This window comes from Streptomyces sp. NPDC028910 (assembly GCF_055564955.1).
In genome coordinates this window covers 158386-174057 of sequence record NZ_JBVHVF010000007.1, presented here as the reverse complement: position 1 = coordinate 174057, position 15672 = coordinate 158386, and the positions used below count along the sequence as shown (strand labels likewise).

At 71.3% G+C, this 15672-nt stretch carries 14 protein-coding genes; 2 read left to right on the top strand and 12 right to left on the bottom strand.

Annotated elements, in window-relative coordinates; genetic code table 11:
• Positions 1-56: 56 nt before the first annotated feature.
• The 4 genes from hpt to dacB all read right to left on the bottom strand — a co-directional run bounded on the left by hpt (position 57) and on the right by dacB (position 4643).
• On the bottom strand, positions 57-617 hold the full coding sequence (hpt, locus tag ACZ4TV_RS12535; protein WP_468133609.1) for a hypoxanthine phosphoribosyltransferase: 561 nt from the start codon (positions 615-617) through the stop codon (positions 57-59).
• Positions 618-683: 66 nt separating this feature from the next.
• Positions 684-1754, bottom strand: coding sequence for a tRNA lysidine(34) synthetase TilS (gene tilS, locus ACZ4TV_RS12530; protein ID WP_468133607.1), 1071 nt, complete (start codon positions 1752-1754; stop codon positions 684-686).
• A gap of 232 nt (positions 1755-1986) precedes the next feature.
• Positions 1987-3129, bottom strand: a complete 1143-nt coding sequence (locus ACZ4TV_RS12525; protein ID WP_468133605.1) for a zinc-dependent metalloprotease — start codon at positions 3127-3129, stop codon at positions 1987-1989.
• A 38-nt stretch (positions 3130-3167) separates the two neighbouring features.
• Complete coding sequence (gene dacB / locus ACZ4TV_RS12520) at positions 3168-4643, bottom strand: D-alanyl-D-alanine carboxypeptidase/D-alanyl-D-alanine endopeptidase (protein ID WP_468133603.1); 1476 nt, start codon at positions 4641-4643, stop codon at positions 3168-3170.
• Positions 4644-4776: 133 nt separating this feature from the next.
• On the opposite strand from dacB, the gene ACZ4TV_RS12515 reads away from it, so the two are divergent.
• The gene (locus ACZ4TV_RS12515; protein WP_008742522.1) at positions 4777-5271 is read left to right on the top strand and encodes an inorganic diphosphatase; all 495 of its coding nucleotides are present in this window, start codon (positions 4777-4779) and stop codon (positions 5269-5271) included.
• Positions 5272-5528: 257 nt separating this feature from the next.
• Positions 5529-7169, top strand: a complete 1641-nt coding sequence (locus ACZ4TV_RS12510) for a threonine/serine exporter family protein (protein ID WP_468133601.1) — start codon at positions 5529-5531, stop codon at positions 7167-7169.
• A gap of 14 nt (positions 7170-7183) precedes the next feature.
• Here the strand turns inward: ACZ4TV_RS12510 and ACZ4TV_RS12505 are convergent, their stop codons facing one another.
• The 8 genes from ACZ4TV_RS12505 to ACZ4TV_RS12470 all read right to left on the bottom strand — a co-directional run bounded on the left by ACZ4TV_RS12505 (position 7184) and on the right by ACZ4TV_RS12470 (position 15660).
• Entirely contained in the window at positions 7184-7900 is a 717-nt protein-coding gene (locus ACZ4TV_RS12505) for a DedA family protein (protein WP_468133599.1), read from the bottom strand.
• 121 nt (positions 7901-8021) lie between these two features.
• Positions 8022-8780, bottom strand: coding sequence for a MerR family transcriptional regulator (locus ACZ4TV_RS12500; RefSeq protein ID WP_468133597.1), 759 nt, complete (start codon positions 8778-8780; stop codon positions 8022-8024).
• Positions 8781-8873: 93 nt separating this feature from the next.
• Entirely contained in the window at positions 8874-9656 is a 783-nt protein-coding gene (locus ACZ4TV_RS12495) for an ABC transporter permease (protein WP_468133595.1), read from the bottom strand.
• Positions 9653-10636, bottom strand: coding sequence for an ATP-binding cassette domain-containing protein (locus tag ACZ4TV_RS12490; protein ID WP_468133593.1), 984 nt, complete (start codon positions 10634-10636; stop codon positions 9653-9655). Before ACZ4TV_RS12490 ends, ACZ4TV_RS12495 begins: the two co-directional genes overlap by 4 nt.
• A 73-nt stretch (positions 10637-10709) precedes the next feature.
• Positions 10710-11339, bottom strand: a complete 630-nt coding sequence (locus ACZ4TV_RS12485; RefSeq protein ID WP_468133591.1) for a PadR family transcriptional regulator — start codon at positions 11337-11339, stop codon at positions 10710-10712.
• Positions 11340-11420: 81 nt separating this feature from the next.
• Positions 11421-11933, bottom strand: coding sequence for a DinB family protein (locus tag ACZ4TV_RS12480; protein WP_468133589.1), 513 nt, complete (start codon positions 11931-11933; stop codon positions 11421-11423).
• A gap of 99 nt (positions 11934-12032) precedes the next feature.
• Complete coding sequence (gene mrdA / locus ACZ4TV_RS12475) at positions 12033-14123, bottom strand: penicillin-binding protein 2 (RefSeq protein ID WP_468133587.1); 2091 nt, start codon at positions 14121-14123, stop codon at positions 12033-12035.
• A 79-nt stretch (positions 14124-14202) separates the two neighbouring features.
• Entirely contained in the window at positions 14203-15660 is a 1458-nt protein-coding gene (locus tag ACZ4TV_RS12470; protein ID WP_468133585.1) for an aldehyde dehydrogenase family protein, read from the bottom strand.
• Positions 15661-15672: the final 12 nt, after the last annotated feature.

The following is a 15672-nucleotide window of genomic DNA, read 5'->3' as shown; positions in this document are numbered from 1 at the left end:
GGAATCGCCCCCAGGTTCCCCGGAGCTCGCGGGGTTCCCCGGGGGCGGGAGCGGGATCAGCCGCCGTAGACGTGCGGGGCGAGCGTGCCCACGAACGGCAGGTTGCGGTACTTCTCCGCGTAGTCGAGGCCGTAGCCCACGACGAACTCGTTCGGGATGTCGAAGCCGACCCACTTCACGTCGATCGCGACCTTCGCCGCCTCGGGCTTGCGCAGCAGCGTGACGACCTCCAGGGAGGCCGGCTGGCGCGAGCCCAGGTTCGACAGCAGCCAGGACAGCGTCAGGCCCGAGTCGATGATGTCCTCGACGATCAGGACGTGCTTGTCCTTGATGTCGGTGTCCAGGTCCTTGAGGATCCGCACCACGCCGGAGGACTGGGTCCCGGCGCCGTACGAGGACACCGCCATCCAGTCCATGGTGAGCGGGGTGGACACGGCACGCGCCAGGTCCGCCATCACCATCACCGCGCCCTTGAGGACGCCGACGATGAGCAGGTCCTTGCCCGCGTACTCCGCGTCGATCTTCGCGGCCAGCTCGGCCAGCTTCGCGTCGATCTCTTCCTTGGTGATGAGCACCGACTGGAGGTCGCCGCCCATGTCCTTCTCGTCCACCCGCATCACTTTCGTTGTCGGCCGGGGCTCCGGGGGGTGCCCCCGGAGGACTCAGCCGTGTTTCAGCACCAATCAGCCCTGCCGGATGACAAGTCTGCCACCCTGCCGCTGGGCCTCGACCCGGCCGGGCAGATTGATGGCGCCCTGACCGCGCCATCCGGTGATGAGCCGGTCGACTTCCTCGATGTGGCGGGCGAAGAGGGAGCCCGCGGGGGAGCCGGCGGCGACCACGGCCCTGCGCAGCACGCGGCGGCGTACGGCCGGGGGCAGGGCGTACAGCTTGGCGCACTCCAGACGGCCGTCCTCGTCCCGTACGCCGCTCTCCGCTTCGGCGGCCCAGGCGTCCAGGGCGTCGGCGTCGTCACGGGAGAGCTGGGCGGTGCGGGCCAGTGCCTCGACGACCCCCTTGCCCAGCGCCTTCTCCAGGGCGGGCAGTCCCTCGTGGCGCAGGCGGGAGCGGGTGTAGGCGGGGTCGATGTTGTGCGGGTCGTCCCAGACGGGGAGGGACTGGACCATGCAGGCCTTGCGGGCGGTCTGCCGGTCGATCTGGAGGAAGGGGCGGCGGTAGCGGTGGCCGCGGCCGGGGCCGCCGGGCCCGCCCGAGACTTCCGGCATGCCGGAGAGCGAGCGGATGCCGGAGCCGCGGGCCAGACCCAGCAGGACGGTTTCGGCTTGATCGTCCCGGGTGTGGCCGAGCAGCACGGCGGCGGCGCCCAGGCGGTCGGCGGCCTCGTCCAGGGCCCCGTAGCGGGCGTCGCGGGCCGCGGCCTCGGGGCCGCCGTCCCGGCCGACGCGCACGGCGACGGACTCGACCGGGTCGAGGCCGAGGGCGGTCATGCGGGTGACGACCTCGGCGGCGCGCAGGTCGGAGCCGGCCTGGAGCCCGTGGTCGACGGTGACGCCGCCGGCCCGGATGCCGAGTTTGGGGGCCTCGAAGGCGAGGGCCGAGGCGAGCGCCATGGAGTCGGCGCCACCGGAGCAGGCGACGAGGACGAGTGGCAGGGTGCCCCCGGGGGTGCGAGGGTCGGCGCAGGAGGCAGCCCCGGACGGAGTCCGGGAGAGGTCGGTGAGGTCGGTGAGGACGTCGTGGAGAACGCGGCGGACCGCCAGGCGTATCGCCGCGACCGCAGGATGGGGACCCATGTCCGGTGCCCTTCGATGGTGTTCGGATGCCTCGGAGGCGTTGGGGTGGTGTGTGCTGGGGGTGCCGGGGTGGTGCCCGGCTGCTTCCGCGGAACGGGAGGATGTCACTCAGAGTGCGTCGATGGTGACAGAACCGAGCCGTTCCCCGAGCATCGCACGCCCTTGCACGGCCCACGGTCCCTCGGACGGGTGATGCTGCTTCCCCCAGTGAGACATGTTTACGCGCCCCGCGTCAGCTTTCTTCGCTTCCTTCGCTCCCCTTGCGGTGTACTCGCGCCACCCAGTCGGCGGGGTTGGCGATCTCGGCCTTGGTCGGCAGTGTGTTCGGGGAGGTCCAGACGCGGTTGAAGCCGTCCATGCCCACCTGGCCGACGACGGCGCGTACGAAGCGCTCTCCGTCGCGGTACTGGCGCAGCTTGGCGTCGAGGCCGAGGAGCTTGCGCAGGGCGGCGTCGAGGTGGCCCGCTCCGCGGGCCCGGCGCTGCTGGAACTTCTCGCGGATCTCGGCGACCGAGGGCACCACCTGGGGGCCGACCCCGTCCATCACGAAGTCGGCATGGCCCTCCAGCAGGGACATGACGGCGGTGAGGCGGCCGAGGATCTCGCGCTGTTCGGGGGTCTGCACGAGCTCGACGAGGGAGCGCCCCTCGTCGCCGCGCTCGGCGTCGGGGCGGGCGCCGGCGAAGGACTGGACGGCCTCCCGGAGGCGTTCCAGGACGGTCATGGGGTCCACCTCGGTGGCGCCGAGAAACGTCTGGATTTCGCCTTCGAGGTGGTCGCGGAGCCACGGGACGGCCGTGAACTGCGTACGGTGCGTCTCCTCGTGCAGGCAGACCCACAGCCGGAAGTCGTGCGGGTTCACCTCCAGCTCGCGCTCGACGTGCACGATGTTCGGGGCGACGAGCAGCAGCCGGCCGCCTGCGGCGGAGGCCGGCAGGTCGCGGGAGACCGGTGCGAAGGTCTCGTACTGGCCCAGGACCCGGGAGGCCAGGAAGCTCAGCAGCATGCCCAGCTCGACGCCGGTGACCTTGCCGCCGAACGCGCCGAGGACGGCTCCGCCGGGGGCGCTCGCGCGGCGGTCCTGCATCCTGCCGAGGAGCGGCTGGAGCAGCTCGCGGAATCCGGCGACGTTGGCCCTGATCCAGCCGGCCCGGTCGACGACCAGGACGGGGGTGTCGGGGACGGCGGAGCCTTCCGCGATCATCCGGGTGAACTCGCGCACGTGCCGTTCCGAGGTCCTGGCGTGCCCGCGCAGCTCGGCGACGACGGCCCGGGCCTCGTCCCGGCTGACCTCCGGGCCGGGGCGTACCAGCCGGGTCGCGGTCGCCACCGCGAGGTTCCAGTCGACCATCTCCGCACCACTGATGCTCGTCATGCGTCAACCGTACGTGGACCGGCCGTCCCGCGGACCCCCTACGAGGCGCTCGCGACGGCGGCGGCCAGCTTGTCGAGGCCCTTCTCGGCGGCCGGGCCGTCGGCGCTGTTCGCGGTCAGGAAGGCGAAGGCGAGGAGCCGGCCGGAGGAGTCGACGACGGTCCCGGAGAGGGAGTTCACGCCGGTCAGGGTGCCGGTCTTGGCCCGGAGCAGGCCCGCGGCCGGGGAGCTGCCGGAGTTCCGGGTGCGCAGGGTCCCGGTGAATCCGGCGACGGGCAGTCCGGTGAGGACCGGCCGCAGCTCGGGGTGCCGGGGGTCGGCGGCCCGGGTGAGGAGTCCGGTGAGCAGGCCGGCGGTGACCTTGTCGGCGCGGTTCAGGCCGCTGCCGTCGGCGAAGCGGGAGCCGCCCACGTCGACCCCGAGGGCGGCGAGCCGGTCGGTGACGGCCTTCTCGGCGCCTTCGAAGCTGGCGGGCCGGCCCGAGGCGAGGGCGGTCTGCCGGGCGAGGGCCTCGGCGATGTCGTTGTCGCTGTTGGTCAGCATCCGCTCGACGAGCCCGGCCACCGAGGTGGAGAGGGTGACGGCCAGCGGCTGGGCGCCGGCGGCGGGCTTGGCCCTGGCCGGTTCGCCCGTGACCTTGATGCCGCGCTCCGCCAGCAGGGTGCGGAAGGCGCGGGCGGCCTCCTTGGACGGGTCCTCGGCGCGCTCCACGGGTCCGGCAGTGGAGTCGTCGGGGCGGCCCTCGTCGGCCGTCAGGGCGGTCACCGGGGCGATGTTGGGGTTGACGCCGATCGGGTGGCGGGCGGGGCCGGCGTAGAGGCTGTCGTCGTAGGCCAGGGTCACGGTGTCGGTGCCGGCGGCCTTGAGGGCCTGCTTGGTGTCGGCGGCGAGCGCGACGAGGCTGCCGCCGGATCCGGCGGGGCTCTTCTCCTTCGCGGTGAGGGAGGGGTCGCCGCCGCCGACCAGGACGATCTGTCCGGGGGCGGCGCCGGGCATCACGGTGGTCCTGATCCGGTGCTCGGGTCCGAGTGCGGCCAGCGCCGCCGCCGCGGTGGCGATCTTGACGGTGGAGGCGGGGGTCATCGCGTCCCGCGCCCCGGACTCGTAGAGCACCTGCCCGGTCGCGGTGTCGACGACGGAGGCGGTACGGACGCTGCCGAGCGCGGGGTCCGCGAGCAGCGGCTTCAGCGCGGCGGCGAGCCCCTCCGAGGTGGCGGGTACGGCCGGCTGCTGCGGGCGCGGGGCGCCGGGGCCGATCCCGCCCAGCACCCCGGGGGCACTGGGCGCGGCCTGCGGGAGGGCCCCGGAGCCGGCCCCGGCACCGTGATCTGCGCCACCCGTACGGCCCCAGGAGGCGGCTGCGTCCCGCTCGGCCTTACGCTGGCCGGAGTCCCAAGGACCGGCGGCGGCCACCGCTGCCACCGACAGGGCGAGGCCGGTCACGGCCGACCCCGCGATGAGCTGCCACGTCTTGACCAATGGCACCTCGGACCAGCCCCTTTCGCGATCACACATATGCGTGAGGGACACTTAACCACTGCGTCTTGCCGCGAGCATGGCACCCCACCCGGCAGGGCTGGGCCGGACGCGCACGCAGTTGAATCGACGCAGTCTCGAAGCAATGAAGCTGATCATGGAGGAGCAGGACGTGGAGTTCGACGTCACCATCGAGATCCCCAAGGGTTCGCGGAACAAGTACGAGGTGGACCACGAGACCGGCCGGATCCGTCTGGACCGTCGCCTCTTCACCTCGACCAGCTACCCGGCCGACTACGGCTTCGTCGAGAACACCCTCGGCGAGGACGGCGACCCGCTGGACGCGCTGGTCATCCTCGACGAGCCGACCTTCCCGGGCTGCCTGATCAAGTGCCGCGCCATCGGCATGTTCCGCATGACGGACGAGGCGGGCGGCGACGACAAGCTGCTGTGCGTGCCGGCCTCCGACCCGCGGGTCGAGCACCTGCGCGACATCCACCACGTGTCCGAGTTCGACCGCCTGGAGATCCAGCACTTCTTCGAGGTCTACAAGGACCTGGAGCCGGGCAAGTCGGTCGAGGGCGCGAACTGGGTCGGCCGCACCGAGGCCGAGGCCGAGATCGAGGCCTCGTACAAGCGCCTCGAGGCGCAGGGCGGCCACCACTGACGCTGCGCTGGCCGCAGGGTCCCGGCGGAGCCCCCGCCACCCGAACACCGCCAGCGGGCGGTACCCCTTCGCGGGGTACCGCCCGCTGTCGCGTTCCCGGGGCGAGCCGGCTGCGCCGGACCTGGGGCTCCGCCCCGGACCCCGCGCCTCAAACGCCGGCGAGGCTGAATTGCCCTGAGGGCAACGGATCCGCCGTCGCCGCGGATGAAACGGTTCCGCATACTGATACCGCAGGTGCTCACGGGACTGGAGGACGCGTGGCGGAGGCCGACGGGGCAGAGGACCGCAAGCCCCAGTCCGACGAGGCGCACAGCGCCTTCACGCCCCCGCCCGGGATGGAACCGGAGGTTCCGGAGGAGGACCAGCCGACCTCCGAGTTCGCCCGTCCGGCGGGCGCCGAGATGGCGCAGCCCGAGCCCGAGGGATCCGCCTTCGCGACCCCGGCCACCTACAGCGCCGCGCACTCCCCGCCCGCCCACACCCCCGGCCAGGGCTTCCCCGTCGCCCGGATGAAGGAATCCCCCTGGCAGGACCGCATGCGCACGATGCTGCGCATGCCGGTCGACGTGCGCCCCGTACCGGAACTCGTGCAGCGGCAGAGCGAGACCGGCCCCGCCGTGGGCCGCGTGCTCGACCTGACCCTGCGCATCGGCGAACTGCTGCTCGCGGGCGGCGAGGGCTCCGAGGACGTGGAGGCCGCGATGTTCGCCGTGGCGCACTCCTACGGGCTGGACCGCTGCGAGCCCACCGTCACCTTCACCATGCTCTCGATCAGCCACCAGCCCTCGCTGGTGGACGACCCGGTGTCGGCGAGCCGGACCGTGCGCCGCCGCGGCACCGACTACAACCGGCTGGCGGCCGTGTACCGGCTGGTGGACGACATCAGCGCGCACGAGATCGACGTGTCGCTGGAGGAGGCGTACCGGCGCCTGGCGGAGATCCGCCGCAACCGGCACCCGTACCCCACCTGGGTCCTCACGGCCGCTGCCGGGCTGCTCGCCGGGGCCGCGTCCGTCCTGGTCGGCGGCGGGGTGCTGGTCTTCTTCGCGGCCGCACTCGGCGCGGTCCTCGGCGACCGGCTGGCGTGGCTGTGCGCCGGGCGCGGGCTGCCGGAGTTCTACCAGTTCGTGGTCGCCGCGATGCCACCGGCCGCGATCGGCGTCGCGCTGAACATGACGGGCATCGACGTACGCGCCTCCGCCGTGATCACCGGCGGGCTGTTCGCGCTGCTCCCGGGGCGGGCCCTGGTCGCAGCCGTGCAGGACGGCCTGACCGGCTACTACATCACGGCGTCCGCCCGGCTGCTGGAGGTGATGTACCTCTTCATCGGCATCATCATGGGCGTCCTGGTCGTGCTCTACATCGGGCTCCAGTTCGACGCCTCCCCGAGGCCGGAGGAGGTCCTCCAGATCACCGAACGGCCGCTGATCCAGATCGCGGCCTCGATGGTGCTGGTGTTCACCTTCGCGATCCTGCTCCAGCAGGAACGCTCCACCGTGTGGATCGTGACGCTGAACGGCGCGGTGGCATGGGTGACCTTCGGGGCCCTGCACCACGCGGGCGGCATCCCGCCCGTGCCGTCCACCGCCGTCGCGGCCGGGCTGGTGGGCCTCTTCGGGCAGCTCTTCTCCCGCTACCGCTTCGCCTCCGCGCTGCCGTACGTGACGGCCGCCATCGGCCCGCTGCTGCCCGGCTCGGCGACGTACTACGGGCTGCTGCTGATCGCCGAGGACCGGCTGAACGAGGGGCTGGGCTCGCTGGTGAACGCCGCGGCCATCGCGCTGGCCATCGCGATCGGGGTCAACCTGGGGTCGGAGACCTCACGGCTGTTCATGCGCATCCCAGGAGCCGCGAGCGCCGCCAAACGCCGTGCGGCGAAGCGGACCCGCGGCTACTAGGACCGCATGGGCGTCTAGCGCTTGGCGTGGCGGCCGCGCTGGCCGGGTCCCTGCGGGCCGGAGCCGTCGGCGGCGACGACTGCGGCCTCGGCGTCGGCGTCGGCGCCCTTCGCCTGGTTCTCCTTGCGGGCCTTGAGGACCTCGAAGACCACCGGGATGACCGAGAGGAGGACGATGCCCACGAGGATCGGCTCGACGTTCGTCTTGATGAACTCGATCTGGCCGAGCCAGTAGCCCGCGACCGTGACGCCCGCGCCCCAGCCGATGCCGCCGATGACGTTGTACGTCAGGAAGGTGCGGTACTTCATCGTGCCGGCGCCGGCGACCATCGGCGCGAAGGTGCGGATGATCGGCACGAAACGGGCGAGCACGATGGCCTTCGGGCCGTGCCGGTCCATGAACTCGTGCGCCTTGTCGAGGTTCTCCCGCTTGAAGAGCTTGGAGTTCGGCCGGTTGAAGATCTTCGGTCCGAAGTACTTGCCGATCATGTAGCCGACCTGGTCGCCGATGATCGCGGCGGCCACGATCAGGGTGCACACCAGCCAGAGCGGCTGCTTGATGTACTGCCCGTCCGCGACCAGCAGACCCGCCGTGAACAGCAGGGAGTCGCCCGGCAGGAACGCGAAGAGTCCCGACTCGGCGAAGACGATGACCAGGATGCCGATCAAGCCGAAGTGCGAGATCAAATAGTCCGGGGTGAGCCACTCAGGGCCGAGCGCAAGCGTATACACGGTTTCCGGGCTCTCCTGGATCGGGGGGCGTGCTGCGGGGGCGAGCGGTCTCAATTATCAACGCACACGACCCCCGCCCGGTTCCAGGGACCGGAGGGGGTCGGATGCGTGACGTCCGCGCCTACAGCGCGCGTACCGCGTTGGCCGTGATCGCGTCCCGCAGATGCGCGGCGAGGCCCGGCTTCACGGTGTCGTAGAAGGCCGTGAACCGCTCGTCCGCCACGTACATGTCGCCGAGGCACGTGTGCATCTCGTACGAGCAGTCGTAGAACCAGGTGCTGATGTGGCGGCGGTGCTCCTCGGCCAGGTCCATCGCGCGCTCGCCCTCGGCGGGCTCGCCGGCCTCCATGAGCGCCGCGTACCGGCTGCCCCAGTCGGCGGACTCGTCCTGGATCCGCTTCCAGTCGTCCTTGGTGTAGGACGCGGCCCGGCGCTGCGACTCCGCGAACTGGTCAGTGCCGCCCCACCGCTGCTCGGCCTCCTCCGCGTACTGCTCCGGGTCGTTGTCCCCGAAGACCTCGAACTTCTCCTCGGGCGTGAGGTTGATGCCCATCTTCTTCGCCTCCATGGCGTGCTCAACGGCCTTGGCCATCTGCTGGAGCCGGGAGATCCGGTCGGTCAGCAGGGCGTGCTGCCGGCGCAGGTGCTCCCGCGGATCCGATTCCGGGTCGTCCAGCAGGACCGCGACCTCGTCGAGGGGGAAGCCGAGCTCCCGGTAGAACAGGATCCGCTGCAGCCGGTCCAGGTCGGCGTCGTCGTACCGCCGGTGACCCGCGTGGCTGCGGCCGCTCGGGCAGAGCAGACCGATCTCGTCGTAGTGGTGCAGGGTGCGCACCGTGACTCCGGCGAATCCGGCGACCTGGCCCACGGAGTAGCTCATCTCTTCCCCCCCTCTGGTTGGGTACGCCCTTCACTGTGGTCCCTCACGTGGCGTGAGGTGCAAGTCCCTTCCGGAGCCGGCCGCGCCCCGCGTTCAGCGGCTCAGGCCGCGGAACCTGGCCACCGCCAGCGGGAAGAAGACCGCCAGCAGCAGGACCGGCCAGCCGACGGCGAGCAGGGCGGCGTGGTCGGAGGCCCACGACGGGGGCGCCGCCGCCGGGTTCCCGAACAGGTCGCGGACCGCCGTCGCCGTCGCCGACATCGGGTTCCATTCCACCACCGCCCCCAGCCAGCCCGGCATCGACTCCGGGGTGGCGAAGGCGTTGGAGAGGAAGCCCACCGGCCACACCAGGATCTGCACCGCCTGCACCAGCTCCGGACGGCCCGCGACCATGCCGAGCCAGATGCCGATCCACAGCATCGCGAACCGCAGCAGCAGGAGCAGCGCGAAGGCCAGCAGCGCGGCCACCGGCGAGCCGTGCCAGCGCCAGCCGAGCAGCAGGCCGACACCGGCCAGGACCGCCAGCCCCACCGCCGACTGGAGCATGTCCGCCACGCTGCGGCCGACCAGCACCGCCGAGGACGACATCGGCATGGCGCGGAACCGGTCGATCACTCCCTTGCCCAGGTCCTGCGTGACCGCGGTCATCGTCGCCTCCAGGCCGAAGGCCATGGTCAGCGCGAGCATCCCGGGCACCAGGAACTCGACGTACTCGCCGTCGATCCCGCGCCCGCCGCCGACCAGGAAGCCGAACATCAGCAGCAGCATCACCGGGAAGACGAGTCCGACGACCATCTGGACCGGCTGACGCGCCCAGTGCGCGAGCTCGCGCCGGGTCATCGTCCAGGAGTCCGCGACCACCCACGTCGTGCTCATGCGGCCACCTCCGTGGCGTCGGTGCTGTCGGTACGGTCAGCGCGGTCGCCGCGGTCGGCGCCGTCGCCGCGGTCGGTCAGGTGCAGGAAGACCTCGTCGAGCGTGGGCCGCCGGACCGAGAGGTCCGCCGCCTCGATCCCCGCCCCCTCCAGCGCCCGCAGGGTCAGGGTCAGGCCCGCCATGCGGTCCTCCACCGGGAAGCTCAGGGTGAGGGAGTCCGGGTCCACGGACGGGTCGGGGAGCAGCTCCGCCGCCTGCGCGAGGCGCGCCGCGTCCCGCAGGACGACGACGATCCGGTCCGCCCCGACGAGGGACTTCAGCTCGTCCGCGGTGCCCTCGGCCGCCACCCGCCCGGCGTCGATCAGCGCGATGCGGTCGGCCAGCTGGTCGGCCTCCTCCAGGTACTGCGTGGTCAGCAGGACCGTGGTGCCGCCGCCCACCAGTGAGCGGACCGCGCTCCACACCTCGGCGCGGCCGCGCGGGTCGAGCCCGGTGGTCGGCTCGTCGAGGAAGAGCACCTCCGGCTCGGTGATCAAGGACGCCGCGAGGTCGAGCCGGCGCCGCATGCCGCCGCTGTACTGCTTCACCGGCTTGCGGCCGGTGTCCGCGAGGCCGAAGCGGTCCAGGAGTTCGTCGGCCCGCGGCCCGGCCCGCCGCGCGCCCAGGTGGTGGAGGCGGCCGAACATCTCCAGGTTCTGCCGCCCGGACAGTTCCTCGTCGAGCGCCGCGTGCTGGCCGAGCAGCCCGATCCGGGCGCGGACGGCCGCCGGGTCCGTCCGTACGTCGTGCCCCGCCACCCGGACCACGCCCTCGTCGTGCCGCAGCAGGGTGCTCATGATGCGGACCGCCGTGGTCTTGCCGGCCCCGTTGGGGCCGAGCACGGCGTGCACCGTCCCGCGCGCCACCTCCAGGTCGAGCCCGGTCAGGGCGGGCTTGTCGCCGTACCGCTTGTGGACAGCTCGGACGGAAATCGCCACCATCGCTCCCTCATTAGGCAAATTTGAGTAGCTGGACCGCAAAGGTAGACCCCGGCTCTCGTCTAGTCAAACTTGATTACACGTCTTGCCGCGAGGCGTACGGATTCTCCTGGCCGTCCGCGAGGACGCCCACGAACGGTTCGCCGCCCTCGCCCGCGAAGGAGTACGCGCCCCCCTCGATCCGGGCGATCAGCCCCCGCGTCCACTCCGCCTCGGCGTCCGCGGAGTGGACCCACCTGTGCATGATCTCGCCGATGTGGCCCAGCGCCTCGGGGCCGCCCTCCGGCGTGTAGTACTCGGTCACCGAAGTACGCCAGCCGGCCAGCTTCGCCAGCCGCTCCCGGAGCAGCGCGAGCACCTCGTCCCGCGGCAGGTCGACCATGAAGCCGATCGCCGCCGACAGCACGTCCGTCTTCTGGTCGTATGCCGCGAGCGCCTCGCGCAGCAGCCTGAAGTACTCCTCGCGGCCGGCGTCCGTCACCTCGTACTCGGTGCGCGGCGGCCCGCCCGCCACGCTCGGCGCCACCTCGTGCGCGTGCAGGACGCCCTGCTTCGCCATCTGCTTGAGCGCGTGGTAGATCGATCCGGGCTTGGTGTTCGACCACTCGTGGGCGCCCCAGTACTCCAGGTCGTTGCGTACCTGGTACCCGTGGGCCCGCCCGTGCTGGCGGACCGCACCGAGGACAAGAAGCCGGATCGCTGACATGGGGCCAGGCTACTCAGCCGTCCCTCGGCCATGGCCCTCGCCCATGGCCCTCCCCCGTGACCCTCACCCATGGCCATGGCCCTAACCCATGGCGCGGGTGCCGTCCAGGGATTCGCGGACGATGTCGCTGTGGCCGGCGTGCCGGGCGAACTCCTCGATCAGGTGCAGGAGCATCCAGCGCATCGAGACCTTGCCGTCCTTCGGGAACCAGGGCGCCTCGGGCAGCGGGAAGGTGTCGTCGAGGCTGGGGACGGCGGCGATGAAGGCCTCCGTCTCCTGCCGGACCTCGTCCCAGAAGGCCAGGACGTCGGCCATGGACTCGCCCCCCACGAGCCGGAACATGTCGCCGCGGGTCTCGTCGGTGCGCTGCCGCTCGTTGGGCCGCTGCTGCGCCATCCGCAGCCAGGCCAGCTCGGCCTCGGCCACGTGCTTGAGCACCCCGGACAGGGTGAGCTCGCTGACGCTGGGACGGCTCGCGGCCTGCTCCTCGCTGAGCCCGGCGAGCGTGTCGCGGATCGCCGTGCGCTGGGCCTCGACGAAGGCGAGGAGCGTGCCGCGCTCGTCGCCGAGGACCTCAGTGGAAATCTGAGCCATGACCAACCGCCTTCTGCGTGGGATGTCGCCGGGGAGCCCGTCCCCCCAACACCACACACGCTATCGACACTTGCGGTCAGCCCCTGTCCTAGATTCCGCTCAGTGGGGGGCGATCTCCCCGTCCGGGCGGATCGCGGGCAGCGCGGTGGCGGGCTGCGGGAGCAGGGCCTTGGAGAGGTCCTGCTTGCCCGTCGGGTCGAGCCCGTACATCGCCTCGTAGATCTTGCGGACCGCCGGTCCCGACGCACCCGAGCCGGTGCCGCCCTGGGAGATCGTCATCACGATCGAGTAGTCCTCGGTGTACGAGGCGAACCACGAGGTGGTCTGCTTGCCCTGGACCTCGGCCGTGCCGGTCTTGGCGTGCATCGGGATCTGCTTCTGCGGCCAGCCGACGAAGCGCCAGGCGGCGCTGCCGTTGGTGGCCACTCCGGCGAGGGCCTGATCGATGTTGTCGCGGGTCTTGGCGTCCATCGGCAGCTTGCCCTGTACCTTCGGCGCGATCTCCTGGACCGACTTTCCGTCGGCGCTGACGATCGCCTTGCCGACGCTGGGCTGGTGGAGCGTGCCGCCGTTGGCGATGGCCGCGTAGACGGAGGCCATCTGGATCGGGGTGACGAGGGTGTCGCCCTGGCCGATCGAGTAGTTGATGGCGTCGCCCTCGCGCATCTGGTTGCCCTGGCGGCAGTTCTCGTAGGCGATCTTCTCGGCGAAGGTGCCGTTCTTCTTGCCGTCGCGGCACCAGGCGGCCTTGTTCGCCTCGAAGAAGTCCTGCTTCCACTTCCGGTCGGGGACCCGGCCGGGCACCTCGTTCGGCAGGTCGATGCCGGTGCGCTTGCCCAGGCCGAACTCGTGGGCGGTCTTGAAGAACCAGTCGTTCGGGTTCTTCTTCGGGTTGATCCCGCCGTCCTTCTTCCACTCCTGGTCCGCGAGGGCGTAGTAGACGGTGTCGCAGGAGACTTCGAGGGCCCGGCCGATGGTGATGTCGCCGTGGCCCTGCGACTCGAAGTTCGTGAAGGTCTGGTTGCCGACCGAGTACGAGCTGGGGCAGGGATAGCGGTTGTTGAACGGGTATCCGGCATTGACCGCGGCGGTGGAGGTGACCACCTTGAAGATGGAACCCGGCGCCGCCTGGGCCTGGATCGCCCGGTTCAGCAACGGGTAGTTCGACTCCTTGTCGGTGAGTGCGGCGTAGTCCTTGGCGGAGATGCCGCCCACCCAGGCGTTCGGGTCGTAGGTCGGGTTCGAGGCCATCGCCACGACGCGGCCGGTCTTGGTCTCCATCACCACGACGGAGCCCGAGTCCGCCTCGTAGTTCCTGCGCGTGTTGTTCTTGTCGTACGTCTTGCGGGCCTCGACCATCGCGTTGTTCAGCTCGCGCTCGGCGACCGCCTGCACGCGGGAGTCGATCGAGGTCACGATGTTCGAGCCGGGCTGCGCCGGGTCGCTCTCGCCCTGCCCGATGACCCGGCCGAGGTTGTCCACCTCGTAGCGGGTGATGCCCGCCTTGCCGCGCAGCTCCTTGTCGTACGTGCGCTCCAGGCCGGAGCGGCCCACCTGGTCGGAGCGCAGGTACGGGGAGTCGGACTTCTTCGCCTTGGCGATCTCCTCGTCGGTGACCGGCGAGAGGTAGCCCAGCACCTGGGAGGTGTTGGCCCCGTCCGGGCCCGCGTAGCGCCGCAGGGCGGTCGCCTCGGCCGTGATGCCGGGGAAGTCCTCCGGGTGCTCGCGGATCTGCAGGGCCTGCTCGGTGGTCGCCTGGTCACTGACCGGGATCGGCTGGTACGGGGAGCCGTTCCAGCAGGGCTGCTTGGTCTTGGAGTCGCAGAGCCGGACCTTGTCGACGACCTCCTGGGGGTCCATGCCCAGCACCCCGGCGAGCCGGACCAGGACGGACCTGCCCTTGTCCTTCATGGTCAGCAGCTCGGTGCGGCTGGCGGAGACCACGAGGTGGGTCGCGTTGTCGGCGAGCGGGATCCCGCGCGAGTCGAGGATCGAGCCGCGCACGGCGGGCTGGACCACCTGCTGGACGTGGTTGTTCTTCGCCTCGTCCGTGTACTCCTGGCCATTGCGTATCTGGAGGTACCAGAGGCGTCCGCCCAGCGTGAGCAGCAGCGAGAAGACCACGATCTGGATGACGACGAGCCGGTTCTGGACCCGAGGGGTCCGGCCGGTCTCCGGTATGTTGCTCAACTCGTTCTCCCCCGGGCGGCGCCGCGTACGCCCGGCCGAGTCTAGTGCCGTGACCGGAAGGGTTCACCGGGTCACAGCACTAGAACGGGAAGCGGGTCCGGCCGTGCTGCACCGAGATCCACTTCTGGGTGGTGAAGGCCTCGATCGTGGCCTCGCCGTTCAGCCGGCCCAGGCCCGAGGCCTTCTCACCGCCGAAGGCGGCCAGCGGCTCGTCCCCGATCGTGGAGTCGTTGACGTGGATCATTCCCGTCTCGATCCGCTGCGCGAAGCGGACGCCCCGCTCCACGTCCCGCGTGTGCACGGCGCCGCTCAGGCCGTACGGCGTCGCGTTGGTCAGCCGTACAGCCTCGTCCTCGCCGTCGAAGACCACCAGCAGGGCCACCGGGCCGAAGATCTCCTGGGCCAGCAGCGGGGAGTCCTCGGGGAGGCCGGCGAGCACGGTCGGCTCGACCAGGTTGCCGCGCGTAGATCCCCGTACGAGCGCCTGCGCGCCGGATTCCACGGCCTGGTCCACGAGCGCGGTCAGGGCGTCGGCCTGGAAGGAGTTGATCAGCGGGCCGATGTGGGTGTCCGCCTCGTGCGGGTCGCCCGTCCGCAGGCTGCGCACGCGGGCGGTGAACTTCTCGGTGAACTCCTCCGCGACGGCCGCGTCGACCAGGATCCGGTTCGCGGCCATGCAGACCTGGCCCTGGTAGACGAAGCGGCTGAAGACGGCCGCGTCCACCGCGTAGTCGACGTCGGCGTCGTCGAGGACGACGAGCGCGCTGTTGCCGCTCAGCTCCAGGACCGTCCGCTTGAAGTGCTTGGCGGCGACCGCGCCGACGTGCCGGCCGACCCGGTCGGAGCCCGCGAAGGAGATGACCTTGGGGACGGGGTGGGTCAGGAGCGCGTCGCCTATCTCGGCTATGTCGGTGACGAGGACGTTCAGCAGGCCGGCCGGCAGTCCCGCGTCCTCGAAGATCCTGGCTATCACCCCGCCGCCCACCACCGGGGCGTTCTGGTTCGGCTTGATGACCACCGCGTTGCCCAGCGCGAGGGCGGGGGCGACCGACTTCAGGGTGACCAGGAAGGGGAAGTTGAAGGGGCTGATCACGGTGACGACGCCGACGGGGAGCCGCTGGACCCGGTTCTCCTTGCCCTCGACCGGCGAGGCGAGGATCCGGCCCTCGGGGCGGACGGCGAGCTGGAGGGACTCGCGGATGAACTCCTTGGCGAGGTACACCTCGTACTCGGCCTTGGGACGGGTCCCGCCGAGCTCGTCGATCATCGCCTCGACGATCTCCTTCTCGCGCTCCTCGGTGATCCGCAGGGCGCGCTCCAGGACCGCGCGTCTGAGGTACGGGCTGGTGGCGGCCCACTCCCGCTGGGCGCGCTCGGCGCCGCGGTAGGCCTGGTCCACCTGCTCGACGGTGGCCACGGTGATGGCCGCGAGCTTCTCCCCGTTGTACGGGTTGACGTCGATGATGTCCCACGAACCGTTGCCGGCCAGCCATTCGCCGTCGATGTACTGGTGAGCGAGGTCGCTGAATATGGACATGCCATCCCTTAC